This is a genomic window from Acetobacter sicerae, assembly GCF_011516765.1.
Taxonomy (GTDB): domain Bacteria; phylum Pseudomonadota; class Alphaproteobacteria; order Acetobacterales; family Acetobacteraceae; genus Acetobacter; species Acetobacter sicerae.
Map to the genome: position 1 here is coordinate 16,120 of NZ_JAAABN010000005.1, position 18,280 is coordinate 34,399.

The following is an 18,280-nucleotide window of genomic DNA, read 5'->3' on the forward strand; positions in this document are numbered from 1 at the left end:
GAGCCATTTTCTTCGGGAAGGAGAAAACGTGGCGACGGAAGGAATTGCAAACCGGGATACGGAAGAAGCGGTGCTATGCTGGACTGCGCCGGACATGGCCTGGTGACTCCACGCTGTAATTATTTTCAGTGAGAGCATACTTCCATATTTGCACTTTCATATAAGGTGAATTATTTTCATATCACATATTGGCGTGATTTGATTGAATTGTGCGACGTAAGGTGGTGGTTTCTCGGAAATGAAGCAGATAGTGCCAGGCCGCCGGTTCAAGGCGTTTCATCTTCGCATCCTGACAGGCATGCTGACGCTTGCTCTGGGCGCAGTTCTCGTCACCTCGGCCTGGGCGGAGGACGAACTGGTGATCGCGGACCAGAAGGGGCAGCAGAAAGCCCTGATGCAGGCGTCTGGCGTGGACAAGGACGTGCCCTATCATATCCGCTGGGTGGAATTTGAAGCTGCTGCGCCGCTTCTTCAGGCTCTCGGAGCCGGTGCGGTGGATACGGGAATTGCCGGGGACGGCCCGTTCATCTTTGCGTGGGGAGCAGGATTACCCATCCGGGCAACGTGGCTGATTCCTCCCCGTGGAGGCGGCAAGGCGACCGCAGTGGTCGCGCCGGAGGGCTCTTCCATCACCAGCGTGACGCAGTTGTCAGGTAAGAGGATCGCCACCGGGCGTGGCTCCATCGGGCATCTGCTGCTGCTACGCCTGCTCGCTACAGGAGCCATTCCGGCTCCGGCGCCAAAAATCGTTTTCCTTCTCCCCGCGCAGGCCAAGGCGGCGCTCGATACCGGCCGCGTGGACGCGTGGTCCACATGGGAGCCTTATGTCTCTCTTGCTGTTGTCTCCGGGCATGGACATGTTGTGGCCGACGCCGCCGACCTGATGCCGAACAACAGTTTCTTTGTGGCCAGTACGGACGCTCTGGCAAACAAGCGCGCACATCTGACGGATTTCTATCGACGCATGACGGCTGCTTACGGGTGGGGTGCCCGGCATCAGGCGGAGTATGCCCATATACTGGCCCGACAGACCGGAATTCCTGACGATGTGGCGGTCTCTGTTGCTGAAAAACTTATTGCCACTCCGGCGCCAGTGACATCTGATACCATCAGATCCGAAGCGTCAGTCGTCGCCACCTATCGGTCCGCTGGTTTTGTTACGCGGTCGGATGCTTTCGATGAAGCCTTTGAGCAAAATCTGACATCACCCTGACGAAAGCGGATATTTTGATCATGGACGGATCACGGATTATCGAACCCAGCCTGACTGAAGTCGAAGTGCCGGATGAGCTGGTCAAGCGCTTTGCTGAACGGGCAGCCGACCATGATCGCCGTGGTGAAATCGGATTCGATAATCTGGAAGATCTGCGCGAGGCCGGACTGCTTGCTCTGGCAGTGCCCCGCAGCAAGGGGGGGGGCGGGATCACCCTGCGTCAGATTGCGCAAATCGTTGCCCGTGTCGCTGAGGGTGATCCCTCCACCGCACTGATTCTTGCCATGCAGTATCTTCAGACTCTGGGGATTGCTGCATCCAGTACTTGGCCTGAGGATGTGCGGGAGGACGTGTTTGAGTCCATCGTCCAGTCGGGAGCTCTGCTCAACGCCCTGCGTGTCGAGCCGGAACTCGGCACACCGGCACGCGGTGGTATTCCGGCTACACGCGTGCGACGGGACGGGGACCGCTGGCTGCTTTCCGGCCGCAAAATCTTTTCGACAGGCTCCTCAGCGCTGCATTGGGGTGTCGTCTGGGGCGCAACGGAAGATGAAACGCCGCGTATCGGACAGATTCTGGTGCCGCTCGACTCTCCGGGAGTCCGGATTGAGAAAAGCTGGCATCAGTTGGGGATGAGAGCGACGGGCAGTGACACCATCATATTTGAGGATGTCGAGGTTCCAGAGCGTTATCTCATCAATTTCCATGAGAGCGGCAGCAATCCTGAAACGCCGATCCTCGCTACGGCGCATACGGCTGTTGTGGCGGGGCTATATGATGCGGTGGCCCGTTCGGCACGGGACTGGCTGATTGGTTTTCTGAAAGAGCGCGTGCCTACGGCGCTGGGTCGTCCTCTTTCGACGCTCCCGCGCTTTCACAGTGTTCTAGGTGAGATCGATGGACTTCTTCTCACCAACAAGGCCTTGCTGGACAGTGCGTTTTCAAAAATTGAGGATGAAACCATCACTCAGGTCGAGGCGGGGCAGATCAAGCGTCTTGTAACCGAAAACGCCATTGCTGCGGTTGCACGGGCCGTAGAAGTGACGGGCAATCCCGGTCTCAGTCAGAATAATCCTCTGGAGCGGCATTATCGGAATGTCCTGTGTGGACGCATTCATACGCCACAGGCTGATGCTGTTCTCGAGGCAGCCGGACGATCGGTTTTTGAGGCCGGATGACCGAGAGAGGCCAGAAGCAGAAGAAAAGCCAGGGATGAACACAACAATGGAGTGATTTCCATCAGCAGGAGACCAGTCATGCAGATTTCCTCGTCTTTCGGTTCCGAGAAGTTTTTGTCGCATCCGGTTTCGTGGCTGGATGATGATACGGATGTGGAGCTGAACGCCCTTATCCGGCGTCTGGTGGGCTTTGATGTGCTGATTGTGCCGGGTCTTGACGGATCTGGCGAAGGTCATTGGCAGTCGCAGTGGAAAAAATTGCTTATCCGCCAAGGAGTGTTCGTGCAGTCCGTCGAACAGGATAACTGGGTCAGCCCGGATCTGATGACATGGAAAAAGACGCTGGAGTCGTCTGTCACTCTGTGCACACGGCCAGTGCTTGTTGTCGCCCATAGTCTGGGAGCGTTACTGACAGTTCATTGTGCGGATCTGAAGATTGCGGGAGCGTTACTGGTAGCGCCAGCGGATGCGGAGGAAGCGCGGGCATCGGATAGACTGCGGGTGAGAGGCTTTGCGCCTCTGCCGCAGGCGACTGTGCGTTTTCCATCCGTGCTGGCGACGAGTGACAATGATGAGTGGCTATCTCCGGCCCGTGCCCGGTTCATGGCGCATTGCTGGGGAGCAGAACTGTTTCCCGCTGGCAGGGTTGGTCATATCGGAAATCGGGAAAATCTTGGGATATGGCGGGCGGGGTTTCGTGCTCTGGAGAAACTGCTCGACCGGATCGATAATGAGCAGACAATATCAGAAGAGCACGAAGTCTGAGGAAGCGGCGATCCTGTCCTGATCGCCGCTTTGCCGGTCAGGATCCGGTCGTGGGAGGTATGAAACGACCTTCGGAAGCCAGAGCATCGAGAGGGAGGCGGGTCGAAGGTTTTTCCCGTTCCTGTAAATTTTCCGGAAGCTGGCTGGCCGATCCGCGATGTCCGATGATGATGGCCGCATGCACGACATGGTCCTCAGGGAGTTCCAGCCCGGCATGAGCCAGTTCCTTATCGAAACCACTGGCCGGATGGGTGTGCCAGCCATTCTGATTGGCTTGCAGCTGGATCAGGACGCTGGCGGCTCCTGCGTCGAAAGCATGCGATGGCGCATCAACGGGTTCGCCTGTACGAGCGCTGTCGGTGACGGTCCGTGAGGCGATATAGACGATCGCAGAGGCGTTCTCGGCCCATGCGCGATTGAATGGGATCAGCCAGGAGAGAAACCGCTCCCAGCTCGGCGTATTGCGGCGTGCATAAATGAAACGCCATGGCTGGGCGTTGTAGGCGGAAGGCGCCCAGCGACCAGCATCAAGGATGGTGAGCAGTTCTTTCTGTGTAATTTCATCAGGTGTGAAGGCGCGTGGCGACCAGCGATTGAGAATGAAAGGGGCAACCGTCGAGCCGGTTTCACGGTCTGGGAATGATGTCATCGTGGGAGCAACTCCGAAAAGATCATAACTGGAAAAACCTTTGAGGTTCTTCCCATATTGTTTCTGGTTACGCAGAGGCAATCAGCAGGACAGCAGAGTGACGTAAGGCTGCCAGGAGTAAAAATGAATAATCCTGAAGAGTCTTATAGGAAATCAGGCGGGAATCAAAAAAGACCGATCGTAAAAATCGGCTACATTGAGGCGGGATGGAATGACACGGGCGGTCTGATAAAGATCGGCGACTTTCTGATGGATGGCAATGACCTCGTCTGTGACGGAGGGCAGGGCTGTCATCACCATGCGCGAGGATGACACACGGGCAATATCCAGAGGTGTGCCGGTATCCCGGGAGAAGGCAAGTGCGCGTTCTTCCAGATGGGTCGTACCCCAGGCAAGAGCTTTCCCAACGCGTGACATGAAATCCGTCAGTTCAGCCCGTTTTTTGGCAATGGCAGCGTCACTGGCGATACCACACTCGACTTCATCAACCAGACCGTGGGCAGTCAGCAGAATACGGGCATGATCTTCAAGTTCAGCCGTTGCAGCATAAGGATCCCAGATCGCCCATGCATCGACTGATCCGCTGGAAAGCGCCATTCTCGCATTCGCAGCAGCCAGAGGCGCTTGCACGATCTGGCCTGCATCAAGATTTTCCCGTTGTAGAGCAGCCAGAACCAGAAGATGGCCGGGTGAGCCTTTGACAAACGCGATACGGCGACCGATCAGATCCCGCATGGAGTGGACATTGCTGTTTCCAGGCACCAGCAACGCGTTGGATTTTCCATCTACACGCCACGTCGAAATTGCCTTGAGAGAGCTGCCGGACGCGAAGGTGAATGTGGCCGTTGCGTCACCAACATATCCGAAATCAAGCGCGCCTGAGGCAATCGCGGAGATCAAAGGGGCGCCAACGGGAAATGATGCCCACTGGATACGATAAGGTAAGTGAGTGAGCTGTCCCGCAGCCCTCAGCAGGGAGCGCACGCCCCCTTTCTGATCACCGACGAACAGTGTAGGGCCGCTGCTTCCATCCACGGGACCAGATAATCCGGGTGCTGCCTCGAGTGGTAATGACAGCAATGAGAGACAGGACGCACCAAGCACTGTGCGTCGGGAAAGAAAAGTCTTCATATTGATGGCTCATCTTAAAAAGCTGCGCAGATTGTTTCAGATTTTCTTCTCAGATTCCTTGTCGTCAGATTGCTGGAGCGCATGGCGTGCAGATGAAATCATTACCCCTTCTCGCAAAAGGCCACCAAGCTGCCAGAAGTTTTTCAGAGGATCTTCTTCATGGCCATCCCACCCGTAATCCCGGCGGATATTTCCCAGAGGGTCATTTTTCAATTCTGAACGGGGAACATCGACAGCAACGTAAATGGCGTCTTCCGAGCAATAGAGTTCGCACAGAAAGCAGGTCTGACACTGATCCGGTCGTGCGATGACAGGGAGTTGACCGTCTTTCGCCATGTCGAGAACATGATCAGGACAGACCACGACGCACGCGTTGCAGCTATTGCAGCGGTCAGGAAGGATTTCTGTAATCATGACACAGCCTCTGTAGTGCGAAGCTTTTCCAGATATGGAGTGATCCGGTCCAGACCTCCCGTGATTATCCGGCTCTGGTAGTCAGGATTTTGTTGAGGATAATCTTCCCTTACATGCATGCCTCGACTCTCCTTTCGAACCAGTGCGGAGGCATTGCACCATCTTGCGGTCGCGACCATGGCGGCGGTCTCTCTTGCTGAAACCGTCTCCAGCTTTTCACCATGCAGGCTGGTCCGTATTTCTGACCACGCTTTATCCAGCAAGGAAGCCGAAGACTTCAGGCCGGTTTCATTTCTCCAGAGCGCCTTATCCAGATCGAGCGTTTCTTTTTGTGCGGTCTGTATCGCGGCCTTTCTGTCAACAGCTTTTACGGCGCCGGATGGACGCAACCCGGCGCCACCAAGCGGTTTCAGTTTTTCGCTCCGATCCAGTGTCTTTCGACGTTTTTTAGCCTCGTGAGCGGCTCCGGTGCCTGAAAGCACACCGGACGACAGCGCCCATGCGGCATTCTGCGCTCCACCGCCACTCGTGGCACCTGCGATATGTTCGCGTGTTGCGGCATCTCCTGCGGCGAACAATCCTGGTACGGAGGTGGCGCAGACATCATTGACAATACGGAGACCGCCGATACCCCGGATTGTGCCCTCTCCGAACAGTTTTACTTCAAACCGATCCTGAAACATGTCGAGACCGCGTCGTTCAAAGGCTGCAACGGTTGCCGGCTGAATCTCCCTGACAACAGCCGGCAGACCGGCGGGCGCTTCGTGAAGATCGGCATAAACCGGTCCGGCCCGGAAGGCGTCGGCCAATTTGCAGAGATAGTCACGAGGTTTATCCCAGCCGGGTATGGACAGAAGCTGTCCTTCGGCGTTGAAATATCGCGCTCCCGTATAAGGCAGGGTGCGTGTACTGAGCCATAAAGGGGAGATGGAATAGGAAATACAGAACTCCATTCCGGAAAGTTCTGCTCCGGCCTCCACGCCCATGAGATAGCCGTCACCTGTGTTATTGTGACTCCCCAGCAAGCCTGATCGAAAGGCGCAGCCTCCTGTTGCGAGTATGACTGCACCGGTCCGGGCGTTCCATGGTCTGTCGTTCAGCCGGTCGTAACCTGCCACGCCACCGATCGAGCCGTCCTGCCGTGCCAGAAGTTCCAGAACAGGATGCTGATCAAGAATGGTGACGCCCAGTTTTGTGGCGTATTGCCGCAAGGCGCGGAGATATTCTGGACCACGCAGGCCCGCTCGAAATGTGCCGCCCTTGCCATCACCCGAGAAAGGATACCATGGGGCTATTTCGGGAATGGACTGCCAAGTTATGTCGATGATGCGTTCCATCCACACCGGGTCTGCCAGCCCAAAAGCACTCTCCAGTCGGCGCTCTACCGCAGCCTTTCGTAGTTCCGCTTCCGGCGGCACCCACCAGTGATTCGGACCGGCTGGTGCGGTGACACCGCTGGTCCCCATGAAGCCCTTGTCCGCGAGGACGACACGGGCTCCGGTTTTGGCAGCGGAAATGGCGGCCCAGCCCGCAGCCATCCCGCCACCGACAACCAGAACATCTGCAATGATCTCGTTCATGATGCTTTCCTATTCAGGAAAATTCAGAAATCTATTCGTGTGCTAAGTGGGGCCGTTCCTGGGCCTCCGGGGAATGCCGCCATGTTGCCGTAGGTTGTCCAGTATCGCTGGCTACCCAGATTTCGGACCATTCCCCTGAAGGTCATGTATCGACATGACCCTCTGTCATTTTCTGAATCTGGTTATACAAACACAGTCTTTGTATGAAGAAGGCGTTGTCGTGGAAATCGTGCCGGGGGGACCAAGCCGATCCGTCAGGGCAGAGAACGCGGAAAACAATGTCAGGGGGGCAGGTGATCCTACTGCACGGCTGGACACCGTTGCCTCAATGGATCTTCCATAATTGCTGTCGATCGCCAGCTTGTCTGCAACAAAAACCATATCGAGGGCAGTCTGTTCCGCCTTGCGGGCGAGGGAGGCATAGGCCCTGATATCCATAGGATCAGCATGTGAAGAAAAGGCATGCAGCCACCCTCCAGGATGCAGACTGGACAGGATCAGAAACAGGGACAGATGCACCGGGACACCTCGTGAGATAATGTGATGTCAGCGTTTTCTCATGAGAAAACGTTTTTTAATAACAAGTTTTCCTTTTTTGTTTCTCAATATCCCGCAATCCATGGTGACTGTTGTGAATGCAACATCCGTGAATTTAATATTTCTCGTTATCAGGAGATGAAATCGGACGCCAATGTTCTGTCCCTATCGTTCAGGGGAGAGTGTCATGAGTTCTGTCAGACAGCGTCAACTCAAGTTCGGTGCGATTCTTGCCGGTGTCGGCACGGACTTCAGCCAATGGCGGGATCCAGAGCTGCCGCCAAATGCTAGCATTGATATCGACTGGTACATCCACAATGCGCGACTGGCGGAAGAAGCCAGGTTCGATCTGGTCTTCATCGTCGACAGTCCATTTATTACGCCCGATACCGCACCACATTTCCTCAATCGTCTGGAACCGCTCACTTTGCTGTCTGCTCTTGCGGTTTCCACGTCGCGTATTGGTCTGGTGGGCACGCTCACCACCACGTACTGGGAGCCTTACAATGTCGCGCGTCTGTTTGGTTCACTCGATCATATCAGCAAAGGGCGTGCAGGCTGGAATGTGGTGACCACGGGCCTTGAAGGCGCATCACGAAACTATGGCAAGGACAAACATCTCGATCATGCCCTGCGGTACCAGAGAGCGGAAGAATTTGTCGATGTCGTAAAAGGTCTTTGGGATAGCTACGAAGATGATGCTTTTCCTTATGACAGGGAAAACGACGTTTTTCTCGATAAATCCAAACAGCACGCCCTGAATCATAAAGGTGAATTTCTGTCCGTTGCAGGTCCTCTGGCCCTCAGTCGTTCGCCGCAGGGTTACCCCGTTATTTTTCAGGCAGGCGACAGCAACGCCGGGCGGCAGCTGGGTGCGCAGATTGCGGATGGTACTTTCGCAGCCGTAGAAGATTTCGAATCTGTGCAGGAGTATTATCATGATCTCAAGACGAGAGCGAAAGCGCTTGGCCGCGATCCCGATTCCATTCACGTTCTTCCCGGTATCGCTCCGATTATTGCTGAAACGGATGAAGAAGCCCGGGAGATAGCTGTTGAGCGGGAAGGGGGGCTGGATATAGATAAAAAGCTTGTCGCTCTGGGACGGGCTTTCAATTACCATGATTTTCGGCAGTACCCGCTTGACGCGCCATTTCCAGACATCAGCAATCTGACTCTGAACAGCTACAAAGGTCACGCAGAGCGTATTTTGCGTGGGGTAAATGCAGGCAAGCTGACATTACGACAGGCGGCAGAGCGTTATGGAAGCTGGCGACTCAGTTTCGTTGGATCGCCGGAAACCGTCGCCAATGAGATCGAGCGCTGGTTTGTTGGGAACGCGGCAGACGGTTTCAATATTCGCGTCACCAGTCCGAGAGATTTCAAACTTTTCCGTGAACGTGTCATTCCCATTCTTCAGGAGCGCGGCCTGTTCCGGACCGAATATGAAGGAACAACATTGAGAGACCATCTTGGTCTTTCAGTCCCGGAAAACAGATGGACGGCAAGGAAACGTGAAGAGTCTTCACGTGCCGATGCGGCCTGATCATTTCCTGCTGTGAAAAGTGATAAAATGACACAGAAACGCAAGATCAAACTTGGCTTCATTCTGCATGGCGTGGGGCGTACATGGGACGACTGGCGCCATCCGGAACGGGATGTAAGGGCCAGCACAAACTTTTCTTTCTATCGCAAGCAGGCTCAGCTTGCGGAAAAAGGGAAGTTCGATTTTCTTTTTGTTGCTGACAGTCTGTAAATCAATGAAAAATCCAGCCCGCATTATCTCAACCGTTTCGAGCCGCTCACCATTCTGTCGTCGTTGGCTGCTGTCACCGATCATATCGGTCTCGTTGGCACGCTGAGTGTGAGCTATACGGAGCCGTTCAATGTGGCGCGGCAGTTCGCCTCCCTTGACCATATCAGTCATGGTCGGGCCGGCTGGAACGTCGTCACTTCATGGCTGAGTGATACGGCTGCAAATTTTGGTCGAAAGGAGCATCCTGCCCATAGTGAACGCTACCGCATCGCGGCGGAACATCTGGAAACCGTACAGGGACTGTGGGACAGCTGGGAGGATGATGCGCTGGTTGGCGATAAAGCCAGCGGTCTGTTTGTAAATCCTGAGAAGCTGCACAAGCTGGATCATTCTGGTTCCCATTTTCAGGTCCGTGGTCCTCTGAATATTGACCGATCGCCTCAGGGCCAGCCGGTCATTTTTCAGGCGGGAGCGTCGGAGACCGGACGTGATTTTGCTGCACGTCACGCGGAAGCCGTTTTCTGCGGTCCTGCTGATCTGGACGAGGCGCGTCTTTATTACGCCGATCTCAAGGCCCGTGCGCGCAAGTTGGGTCGGAAAGACGATCTGCCTTTCATTCTGCCCGGCGCGGCACCTATTGTCGGCTTGACCGAAGAAGAAGCGGAGGTACGCTATCAGGAACTGGTTGCTTTAACCTCCATCGATACCGGTCTTGGTTTTCTCTCACGTTCGTTCAACGATCATGACTTCAGGCAGTACGATCTTGACGGACCTTTTCCCGAAGTCGAACAGATCGGCAATGAAAGCAACCAGAGCGCCTCACAACGTATTCTTAAACGGGTCAGAAAAGATAACTTGAGTATCAGGCAGATTGCACGCGAGCTTGCCACGCCTCGGGGCGATTTTGTTGGCACGCCAGCGCAGGTTGCTGACGCCTTGCAGAACTGGTTTGAAACCGGTGGTGCGGATGGTTTTGTTCTCTTTGAACCTCTGCCGGGACAACTGGATCTTTTTGTTCAACATGTCATCCCGATCCTGCAGGAACGTGGTCTGTTCAGGCGGGAATATGAACATGAAACATTTCGAGAAAATCTAGGTCTTTCCGTTCCCGTCAATCGCTATGCTGTCGATCGCAAACAGGTCGGTTGATTTCAGTTTTCGAGACATGCAGCGGTTTTCCTTTGACGGAATAGCCGCTGTGATCTGCTGTTCCGCCAACGTCAGACAGAGACTGGCGCTATTGACGTCCGGACATACCTGTCTGCACTTCTCACAGACTGGCCGTTTCTTCAGTTTCCCGTTATTTCGCATGGATGGCTGCTCTTTTCTTCCCTTCCATGCCACACCTGCCACCGGACGATATCACGGGCCTCGGCGTCCTGTTCCGTCTGAAACAGAACGGATTTGGAGCCTTTCCGGCACGCTGTTTTTATGAGCCTGTCCTGTCGCTGCGTGCGCTGGGCAGACCTCTGGTGGTCGCCGCCGGACCTGAGGCCATCAAAGCGGTGCTCTCCACGGATGCGACATCGTTTCAGCGGCTGCGCATGGGGCGGCGTGTGCTCAGCCCTATTGTGGGTGATGGCATTCTGGTCAGTGAGGGGGCTGTCTGGCGTCATCAGCGGCGAGCGATGGCGCCGGCTTTCACCCCGAGGACGGTGCCGACACTGGCCAGACATATTGCGGCCTGTGCGGATACGACGCTGCCGCATGTCAGCACGGAGCAGCCGGTCGATGTTTTTGCCCTGACCCAGACTCTCGCGCTCGATATTGCCGCCGTGACGATGTTTTCGATGACCAGCGCAACATTCGGCGCCAAATTGCGGGCGATGGTGACGTCCTTCATGGCCGGGATCGGTCAGCCGCGTCCGGCGGATTTCCTTTTGCCGCCATCAGTGCCGACGTTGACGGACTGGCGGAGGAAACGCTTCCGTCGCCGCTGGGTGGCGTTGATTGAAGCGATTATTGCCGAACGGCCGAAGATCGGGACGCAGGATGAAGCGCGCGATCTTTTTGACCTCCTGATGCAGGCGTTCGGGGAAGAAGGCGGCATTGCGGGTCAAGCAGTGGTGGACGAAGTCGCCACGATGATTGTGGCGGGACATGAGACAACGGCAACCGCTCTGTTCTGGGCTGTCTGGCTGCTGGCAAGCGCGCCTGAGTGGCAGGACGCCATAGCGCAGGAGGTGCAGCACACTGATCTGTCACCTGATCACGCTGCTGCTGCCTTGCCGCATCTGCCAGTCACGACGGCTGTGGTGCGGGAGGCGTTGAGGCTTTTCCCACCAGCATTCATGACCGGACGTGAAGCGGTCAGCGATGTTGAGCTTTGCGGGCAGTCCATACCAGACGGCGCGATGATGCTGTTACCTTTCTGGATGCTGCACAGAAATCCTGAACTCTGGAAAAATCCTGCGGCGTTCGATCCGGACCGCTTCCTGAATGGAAAGGAGCCGGAGCGCTTTACGTTCCTGCCATTTGGCGCGGGACCGCATGTCTGCATCGGGGCGCAACTGGCTATGACCGAGGCTGTTCTCGTTCTTGCCCGGCTCGTTCAGTTGTACCGTTTTACGGCTGTGGACGACAAACCCGTTCTGCCGGTTGGAGTTCTTTCCACGCGCCCGTCACGTTCCGCGTTGTTCCGGTTCTCCCGGCGTCAGGGCAATAACTAAGGGAACGGCCACTTTAGAAAAGCGATTGTTTGGTCAGAATATTTTGCATGACTATATATTGTACAAACAAAGAGACAGAGTCTGGCTCTGCCCCTTTGTTGTGAAAGTGGGCCGGGATCAAAGGGACTGTGTCCCTTTGTGAGGCGCAAGGCAAAACCCGGAAAAACTACACGGTTTTACGCAAGATCACGCACTTTTGGCTCACGCGCCCAGTGACGTTTCACGCCGACCTTCTCGAACTCGTCGAGTGGAACAACTCCGTCGTCCTTTTCAATGCCAGCCCGGTCGAGAATGACCTGCGTTCCTTTGCAGTGCGCGATCGTCTTGCAGTGGGTGTAAGCATCCATGAACCACTGCACTGCCGCAGAATCATGCGACAGTTTCCTGGCCTGATCGGGCATCAGGATGGAGATGATTCCATCGAAAAGCACTGATGGCGATCCGGCGAGCAGACCGTCGGCCTCAAGCGTGCCGCCCTTGACGGGAATACCTCCGACCTTGGGAGCGACGAGAACCGCTGTGCCGCCTTTCCCTTCGATCAGATCCTTGAACTTTTGGATTTCGGCCAGATCCGAACCTTCTGCGAACAGGATTCCGATCTGACGACCTTTCAGCGTGTTCTTGGCCTGTTTCTGGATGGAAAGCGCATCAGAAATCCGCAGGTCAACAGGTTCTTTGGCGGCTTTGGCCTTCTCAGGCAGTTCTATGGCCAGACCTGTCGCAACCCGTTTGGCGAGGGATTCGTCAACATTGCGCAACTGGGCCACAACCCGCTCCCGAACGTGCGGAATCTGGACCTTAGACAGTTCGAAGACAATGGACGACGCCGTATGGGCCTGTTCGCTTTCCGTGAGGGAGCGATAATACATGCGCGGCTGGCTGTAATGATCCGCGAAGGTTTCCGAACGGATGCGGACCTTCCGCGTCGGATCATTGTCTTCGGCGTTTTCCTCGAAGGTCCTGAAACCCGTTGTCGGGCAGGCGCGTGGACCACCGGTCTCTCCTGCTTCCGCCAGACTGTTCGGCTCATAATTGGCGCGGCCGACCGGCACGAGCGTCTGCATCATGCCATCCCGCTGGAAGTTGCTGAACGGACATTTGGCCGCATTGATCGGGATCTGATGAAAGTTTGTTGTCCCCAGACGGGATTTCTGCGTGTCGAGATAGGAGAACAGACGTCCCTGCAACAGCGGATCATTGGAGAAGTCGATGCCGGGAATGATATTGGTCGGCATGAAGGCGACCTGCTCGGTCTCCGCGAAGAAGTTGTCCACATTCCGATTGAGCGTCATGCGACCGATGATTTCGACGGGAATATCTTCTTCCGGAATCAGCTTCGTGGCGTCCAGCACATCATATGGCTGCTTGGCGGCCCAGGCTTCATCGAACACCTGTATCCCCAGATCCCATGCCGGGAAATCGCCCTGACTGATGGCCTCAAAGAGGTCCTGACGATGGAAATCCGGGTTGGCGCCGGCGATTTTTACGGCCTCGTCCCATGTGGTCGATTCAATGCCGAGTACCGGTTTCCAGTGGAACTTGACGAATTTGCCTTCGCCTTTCTCATTCACAAGCCGGAAGGTGTGGACGCCGAACCCTTCAATCATGCGGAGGGAGCGTGGAATGCCGCGATCGGACATGGCCCACATGACCGTGTGCAGTGATTCGGGCATCAGGCTGACAAAGTCCCAGAACGTATCATGGGCGGTCGCAGCCTGCGGATAACCCCGATCAGCTTCCATCTTTACGCTGTGCACAAGGTCCGGAAACTTTATGGCATCCTGAATGAAGAAGACAGGAATGTTGTTGCCAACCAGATCCCAGTTACCGCTGTCGGTGTAGAACTTGACGGCAAAACCCCGGACATCGCGAGGGGTGTCTACAGAGCCCGCGCCGCCTGTCACTGTGGAGAGGCGGGTGAAGACGGGACAGGTTGCGCCGACCTTCTGAAAGATCGACGCCTTCGTCAGCTCGGGGATGGCTTTGGTGCATTCGAACACGCCATGCGCGCCTGAGCCTCTGGCGTGCACGATGCGCTCAGGAATACGTTCGTGATCGAAGTGGAAAATCTTTTCGCGAAGAATGAAATCTTCCAGCAGGGTCGGTCCGCGTTTGCCCGCCTTCAGGGAGTTTTCATTGTCCGAAATCCGGTGGCCGAAATTGTCGGTCAGATGAGCGACGCCATCAGAATGGTCACCATCATGCGCGATGGTCTGCTGAAGTTCGCCACCCGGAGCGACCGTGTCTTTTGTTTTGACATGTCCGGCACCGGGGGGATGATCATGCAATCCGTTATCGACGCTCGGTGTAGGACTTGTGTCCTTAGGCATGAATGCCTCCATCAGATCTGAAAAGAAAAGCGGATCATCTCATCCCGCTCCCGGAAACAGGGGCAGGGTGACCGCGTACACTATATTCAAACGATTGGTGGGGGACCGGGTTCCCTGTCTGATATTTCAGTTCAACACATTATCGGGAATGCAATGGACCTGTTATTCAGGACATCGCCAGACAGGGAAGGTGGCCAGCCGCCCACCACTGTAAAGATGTGCGCATCGTGCATGTGGCGGTGTTGCGGAAGAAAACGTCCCTGCGATCAGCACGACGTTCGAGATTGATAACGTATGTCTGCGTTTGCATCACGATACTGTTCGCTCGTTTTGTGCGGTGCGATGTGACGTCCGGCTCAGGGGGATAACACTCTGGAAAATGAGAAGGGTGTGTGTTTTCGGTAATATTCAGAGGTTGGTTTTCCTTTCTCTGATTGGAAAAGAACCTGATTCTTAAAATAAGGAAGAGAATTTTCTGGGCTCCGGGTGATCTGCCTCCGGTACGGGATCGCAACAAATAATGGCAAAAGCCTTCTCCGGCCCCTTTCCGTTTTGAAAAAATCATTGGAGTATGCCGCGGCACACCCGCTTTCGGCTCGGGTAAGGATTGCTATCCGGATATCAGAGAGGAGAGATCGTCATGTCTGCCTACAAGACACTCAACCCGACTACGGGCAAGGTCGAGAAGACTTTTGACGAGCATACTGACGCTGAGATGATCGCCAGGCTGGAAAAAGCTCATGGCCTGTGGAGAGATGACTGGCGTCATCGTTCCTTCGAGGAACGTCGGAAGATCGTCAAGGCCGCAGCAGAAGCCCTGCGCCGCGACAAGGAAAAGCACGCGTCCCTGATCGCCACCGAGATGGGCAAATCCATCGGTGAATCCATTGGTGAGATAGAGTTTTCCGCCGATATTCTCGATTATTACGCAGACAACGCCCAGCAGTTCCTGGCCCCCAAAGACATCAGGACATCCTGTAGCAAGGCGCAGGTCATCAGCCAGTCTCTTGGTGTGATCTATTGCGTCGAGCCGTGGAACTATCCGTATTACCAGCTTGCCCGCGTGGCTGCGCCAAACCTTATGGCGGGCAACACGGTCATGGTGAAGCACGCCCCGACGGTGCCGCAGTGCGCGCTGGCGTTCGAGCAGCTCTTCATCGACGCAGGCGCTCCGGAAGGCGCTTACACCAACCTGTTCATCAGCAACGACCAGTCGGAAAAGCTGATCGAGCGTCCGGAAGTCTGTGGCGTGGCCCTGACGGGCAGTGAGCGCGCAGGCAGCGCTGTGGCGTCGCAGGCCGGCAAGGCTCTGAAGAAGAGCACCATGGAACTCGGCGGCACGGATGCGTTCATCGTGCTGGAAGATGCCGATCTGGATCTGACCGTCAAAAACGCTATCTTTGGCCGCTTTGAGAATAACGGGCAGGTCTGCACGGCTGCGAAGCGCATGATCGTTCACGATAGCATTGCGGACGAATTCACCGAGCGTCTGAAGACCGCGATCAGCGAGTTCCGTTATGGCGATCCGCTGGACAAGGACAACTCACACGGTCCGATGAGCAGCGAAAACGCCATGAACCTCGTGCTGGAACAGGTGGATATCGCTGTCAAAGGCGGAGCCAGGCTTCTGACGGGGGGCGTGCGCCTCAACCGGGAAGGCTTCTTCATTCAGGCCGGTATCCTGACCGATATCACGAAGGACAATCCGATCTTCTACAAGGAGATCTTTGGTCCGATCGCTTCGATCTACCGTGTGCGCGATGAGGAAGAGGCCATTGCTCTGGCCAATGACTCGCCGTTCGGACTGGGCGGTTCGGTCTATACGAAGGACACCGAGCGTGGCTGGCGTGTCGCAGAGCGGATCGAGACAGGCATGGTGTTCATCAATGCGATGGGCGGCGGCGGTCCCGAGATGCCGTTCGGCGGGATCAAGAACTCCGGTTATGGCCGGGAGCTCTCCGAGTTCGGCATCGAGGAGTTCATCAACCGCAAGTTGGTCTGCATTCCATAAGCACAGTGCGGGATAACGCAGTCGGAATGAGCAGGGGCCGAAAGGCCCCTGTTTTCGTTAGGATCCGAGGGATCAGTCTACGGTCGAAAGTGACGGCTTGGCCTGTTTTTCCACGGCTTTGACCAGTTCGGGATTGGTGCGGCGCAGCAGGCTGGCGCGCAGCATGATGGCCGTGTCCCGCGCCGATGCCTGTCGCCAGCGGATGAGGAAGTCACGATCCGCCTGCAGATCCGGCTCGTGTGTTTCGGGAGAGTCTTTCATAAAACCTGGTTTCCGGGGTTCTTCATAAGGTCAGTGATTCGTACCCGGAAGAAACGCCAGGCAGTTCATTGTGGGCTCTTCTCTCACGTCCCCATGATTCGAAAGTAAATTATCTGCACTTCGGCCCTGTGATTCTGTAATACCAGAATCGTGTCCCTTTCAGGGCGGAAGCAGCGCAGCTTCGGGGCTATTTCCGGGTGGCGTTGCGTTCGGCAAGGCGGGTGCCGAGCGCCTCAAGAGCGTCCCGCAGCGGTCCTTCCGGCATATCGTCGACAATGACAGGTTGCACATTGGGGGGCGTGCGACGGGCTGGTCGGCCCGATGTCTGGCTGGAGGGCTGGAAATCCTGCGTCATCTTGAGTCGTTCAACGATCCTCTGTCCGCACCATGTGTTGATCCGGTCGATGAGGGCGGTCTGCATGTGCTGGATTTCCATGGCCACAGGACCACGGCAGGCAATGGTCAGTGTGCCGGCCGACAGTTTGCGCGGCTCGGTCCGTGTTCCGAGTGATTCCCCCACAATCTGCATCCAGTCGATGAACAGCGTCACGCTTGCGGGCGAGCGCCTGCGGAAGGCTTCCCGTGTCAGAGTGGGGATCATGCTGCCCAGATCGCGTGGCTTGAAGGAGCGACGCGGTGGCTCGGCTGTTCCTGTCTCGCTCTTGCGTGCTGGTCGTGCGGGTTTCATAAACTGGCTCCGTGATTCCCTCAGACTCAGATCTTCTCGCATGGTACGATCATAATCGCAGAACCCTCCCTTGGCGCGCCCTGCCGGGTGAGACGGCTGATCCCTACCATGTCTGGATCAGTGAGATCATGCTGCAGCAGACAACGGTCACTGCGGTCATTCCTTACTACCATAATTTTCTCAAACGGTTCCCTGATATTGAAGCGCTCGCCCGAGCTCCGGTGGATGAGGTGCTGCAGGCGTGGTCAGGGCTGGGTTACTACTCCCGTGCCCGCAATCTGCATCGCTGCGCGGAGGAGGTGGTTCGTCTGGGAGGATTTCCTCGTGACGTCACCGGTTTGCAGGCGTTGCCGGGCATTGGAGCCTATACCGCGGCGGCCATAGCGGCGATTGCCTTCGGCGTTCCGGTTGTTCCTGTCGATGGGAATGTGGAGCGGATTTCAGCCCGTATCTTCGCCGTACAGGAGCCGATGCCGGGGGCGAGGAAGCAACTGGCGGCAAAGGCCGTGACTCTGAATGCTGGTCCGGAGGCGCATCGGCGGCCATCGGATTTCGCGCAGGCCTTGTTTGACCTTGGCGCCACGCTCTGCGTGCCGCGTTCTCCCGCCTGCGTGCTCTGTCCGTGGCAGAAGTCCTGCAAGGCGCGGAAACTTGGCATACAGGCGGAGTTACCGAAAAAGACTCCCAAAGCCGAGCGCCCGACCCGCCATGGCGTGCATTTCCTGCTGATGGACGAAGCTGATCAGGTTCTGGTCAGACGACGTCCGCCTCAGGGGCTGCTGGGGGGGACGATAGAACTGCCCGGACCGGAGTGGCGGGAGAAGCCGTGGAACGTGGATGAGGTGGTGGAGGTCGCTCCCTTTGCCGATCGCGCTTCCGAGGCGCTCCGTGTTCCGCAATGGATGTGTGTGGGATCGGTCAAGCACGTGTTTACGCATTTTACGCTACTGATTGATGTGTATGCGGCGCGGGTAAACAGCCTGCCCAATCCTCGTGAAGAAGAAGGTTTTCCAGTCGCGCTTGAAAAGGTGGACGGACTTGCGCTTTCTTCGCTCATGCGGAAATGCGTGAAAACTGGTGTAAAAGGGTCTGACTGACGAT

Annotated in this window: 17 protein-coding genes; 9 read left to right on the top strand and 8 right to left on the bottom strand. The window is 56.1% G+C overall.

Annotated features, from left to right (window positions below):
• The first annotated feature begins 238 nt into the window (after nt 1-238).
• The 3 genes from GVI59_RS06960 to GVI59_RS06970 all read left to right on the top strand — a co-directional run bounded on the left by GVI59_RS06960 (nt 239) and on the right by GVI59_RS06970 (nt 3,156).
• On the top strand, nt 239-1,213 hold the full coding sequence (locus GVI59_RS06960) for an ABC transporter substrate-binding protein (RefSeq protein ID WP_242012997.1): 975 nt from the start codon (nt 239-241) through the stop codon (nt 1,211-1,213).
• Nucleotides 1,214-1,233: 20 nt separating this feature from the next.
• The gene (locus GVI59_RS06965; RefSeq protein ID WP_173573589.1) at nt 1,234-2,391 is read left to right on the top strand and encodes an acyl-CoA dehydrogenase family protein; all 1,158 of its coding nucleotides are present in this window, start codon (nt 1,234-1,236) and stop codon (nt 2,389-2,391) included.
• 78 nt (nt 2,392-2,469) lie between these two features.
• Nucleotides 2,470-3,156 (top strand): RBBP9/YdeN family alpha/beta hydrolase, encoded by a 687-nt coding sequence (locus GVI59_RS06970; protein ID WP_173573590.1) that lies wholly within the window; start codon nt 2,470-2,472, stop codon nt 3,154-3,156.
• Nucleotides 3,157-3,193: 37 nt separating this feature from the next.
• On the opposite strand, the gene GVI59_RS06975 is transcribed toward GVI59_RS06970, so the two are convergent.
• From GVI59_RS06975 to GVI59_RS06995, 5 genes are all read right to left on the bottom strand, one after another.
• A complete protein-coding gene (locus GVI59_RS06975) occupies nt 3,194-3,805 on the bottom strand; it encodes a nitroreductase family protein (protein ID WP_173573591.1) in 612 nt (203 codons plus the stop codon).
• A 153-nt stretch (nt 3,806-3,958) separates the two neighbouring features.
• Nucleotides 3,959-4,936 (bottom strand): aliphatic sulfonate ABC transporter substrate-binding protein, encoded by a 978-nt coding sequence (locus GVI59_RS06980; RefSeq protein WP_242012998.1) that lies wholly within the window; start codon nt 4,934-4,936, stop codon nt 3,959-3,961.
• Between the two features lie 36 nt (nt 4,937-4,972).
• A complete protein-coding gene (locus GVI59_RS06985) occupies nt 4,973-5,350 on the bottom strand; it encodes a 4Fe-4S dicluster domain-containing protein (RefSeq protein WP_173573592.1) in 378 nt (125 codons plus the stop codon).
• On the bottom strand, nt 5,347-6,930 hold the full coding sequence (locus tag GVI59_RS06990; protein ID WP_173573593.1) for an FAD-dependent oxidoreductase: 1,584 nt from the start codon (nt 6,928-6,930) through the stop codon (nt 5,347-5,349). The genes GVI59_RS06985 and GVI59_RS06990 overlap by 4 nt, the downstream gene beginning before the upstream one ends.
• Before the next feature lie 165 nt (nt 6,931-7,095).
• On the bottom strand, nt 7,096-7,449 hold the full coding sequence (locus tag GVI59_RS06995; protein ID WP_242012999.1) for an LLM class oxidoreductase: 354 nt from the start codon (nt 7,447-7,449) through the stop codon (nt 7,096-7,098).
• 205 nt (nt 7,450-7,654) lie between these two features.
• Between GVI59_RS06995 and GVI59_RS07000 the strand changes: the two genes are divergently transcribed.
• The 4 genes from GVI59_RS07000 to GVI59_RS07010 all read left to right on the top strand — a co-directional run bounded on the left by GVI59_RS07000 (nt 7,655) and on the right by GVI59_RS07010 (nt 11,889).
• Nucleotides 7,655-9,010, top strand: coding sequence for an LLM class flavin-dependent oxidoreductase (locus tag GVI59_RS07000; RefSeq protein WP_173573594.1), 1,356 nt, complete (start codon nt 7,655-7,657; stop codon nt 9,008-9,010).
• 27 nt (nt 9,011-9,037) lie between these two features.
• Nucleotides 9,038-9,220: a hypothetical protein gene (locus tag GVI59_RS19000; protein WP_242013000.1), complete on the top strand. Its 183-nt coding sequence runs from the start codon at nt 9,038-9,040 to the stop codon at nt 9,218-9,220.
• Nucleotides 9,221-10,369, top strand: a complete 1,149-nt coding sequence (locus GVI59_RS07005) for an LLM class flavin-dependent oxidoreductase (protein WP_338422081.1) — start codon at nt 9,221-9,223, stop codon at nt 10,367-10,369.
• Nucleotides 10,370-10,533: 164 nt separating this feature from the next.
• Nucleotides 10,534-11,889, top strand: a complete 1,356-nt coding sequence (locus GVI59_RS07010) for a cytochrome P450 (protein ID WP_173573595.1) — start codon at nt 10,534-10,536, stop codon at nt 11,887-11,889.
• A 176-nt stretch (nt 11,890-12,065) separates the two neighbouring features.
• On the opposite strand, the gene GVI59_RS07015 is transcribed toward GVI59_RS07010, so the two are convergent.
• On the bottom strand, nt 12,066-14,219 hold the full coding sequence (locus GVI59_RS07015; protein WP_242013002.1) for a catalase: 2,154 nt from the start codon (nt 14,217-14,219) through the stop codon (nt 12,066-12,068).
• A 640-nt stretch (nt 14,220-14,859) separates the two neighbouring features.
• Here GVI59_RS07015 and GVI59_RS07020 point away from each other — a divergent pair.
• A complete protein-coding gene (locus GVI59_RS07020) occupies nt 14,860-16,230 on the top strand; it encodes an NAD-dependent succinate-semialdehyde dehydrogenase (protein ID WP_173573597.1) in 1,371 nt (456 codons plus the stop codon).
• 72 nt (nt 16,231-16,302) lie between these two features.
• Here GVI59_RS07020 and GVI59_RS07025 read toward each other — a convergent pair whose 3' ends face one another.
• Complete coding sequence (locus GVI59_RS07025) at nt 16,303-16,491, bottom strand: hypothetical protein (protein WP_173573598.1); 189 nt, start codon at nt 16,489-16,491, stop codon at nt 16,303-16,305.
• Between the two features lie 187 nt (nt 16,492-16,678).
• Nucleotides 16,679-17,179, bottom strand: a complete 501-nt coding sequence (locus GVI59_RS07030; RefSeq protein ID WP_173573599.1) for a DUF721 domain-containing protein — start codon at nt 17,177-17,179, stop codon at nt 16,679-16,681.
• Nucleotides 17,180-17,190: 11 nt separating this feature from the next.
• Here GVI59_RS07030 and mutY point away from each other — a divergent pair, with 11 nt between their 5' ends.
• Nucleotides 17,191-18,276: an A/G-specific adenine glycosylase gene (mutY, locus tag GVI59_RS07035; RefSeq protein ID WP_173573600.1), complete on the top strand. Its 1,086-nt coding sequence runs from the start codon at nt 17,191-17,193 to the stop codon at nt 18,274-18,276.
• Nucleotides 18,277-18,280: the final 4 nt, after the last annotated feature.

Coding starts and splice junctions, on each gene's coding strand:
- GVI59_RS06960 (WP_242012997.1), top strand. CDS start 239: ATGAAGCAGATAGTGCCAGGCCGCCGGTTCAAGGCGTTTCATCTTCGC.
- GVI59_RS06965 (WP_173573589.1), top strand. CDS start 1,234: ATGGACGGATCACGGATTATCGAACCCAGCCTGACTGAAGTCGAAGTG.
- GVI59_RS06970 (WP_173573590.1), top strand. CDS start 2,470: ATGCAGATTTCCTCGTCTTTCGGTTCCGAGAAGTTTTTGTCGCATCCG.
- GVI59_RS06975 (WP_173573591.1), bottom strand. CDS start 3,805: ATGACATCATTCCCAGACCGTGAAACCGGCTCGACGGTTGCCCCTTTC.
- GVI59_RS06980 (WP_242012998.1), bottom strand. CDS start 4,936: ATGAAGACTTTTCTTTCCCGACGCACAGTGCTTGGTGCGTCCTGTCTC.
- GVI59_RS06985 (WP_173573592.1), bottom strand. CDS start 5,350: ATGATTACAGAAATCCTTCCTGACCGCTGCAATAGCTGCAACGCGTGC.
- GVI59_RS06990 (WP_173573593.1), bottom strand. CDS start 6,930: ATGAACGAGATCATTGCAGATGTTCTGGTTGTCGGTGGCGGGATGGCT.
- GVI59_RS07000 (WP_173573594.1), top strand. CDS start 7,655: ATGAGTTCTGTCAGACAGCGTCAACTCAAGTTCGGTGCGATTCTTGCC.
- GVI59_RS19000 (WP_242013000.1), top strand. CDS start 9,038: ATGACACAGAAACGCAAGATCAAACTTGGCTTCATTCTGCATGGCGTG.
- GVI59_RS07010 (WP_173573595.1), top strand. CDS start 10,534: ATGGCTGCTCTTTTCTTCCCTTCCATGCCACACCTGCCACCGGACGAT.
- GVI59_RS07015 (WP_242013002.1), bottom strand. CDS start 14,219: ATGCCTAAGGACACAAGTCCTACACCGAGCGTCGATAACGGATTGCAT.
- GVI59_RS07020 (WP_173573597.1), top strand. CDS start 14,860: ATGTCTGCCTACAAGACACTCAACCCGACTACGGGCAAGGTCGAGAAG.
- GVI59_RS07025 (WP_173573598.1), bottom strand. CDS start 16,491: ATGAAAGACTCTCCCGAAACACACGAGCCGGATCTGCAGGCGGATCGT.
- GVI59_RS07030 (WP_173573599.1), bottom strand. CDS start 17,179: ATGAAACCCGCACGACCAGCACGCAAGAGCGAGACAGGAACAGCCGAG.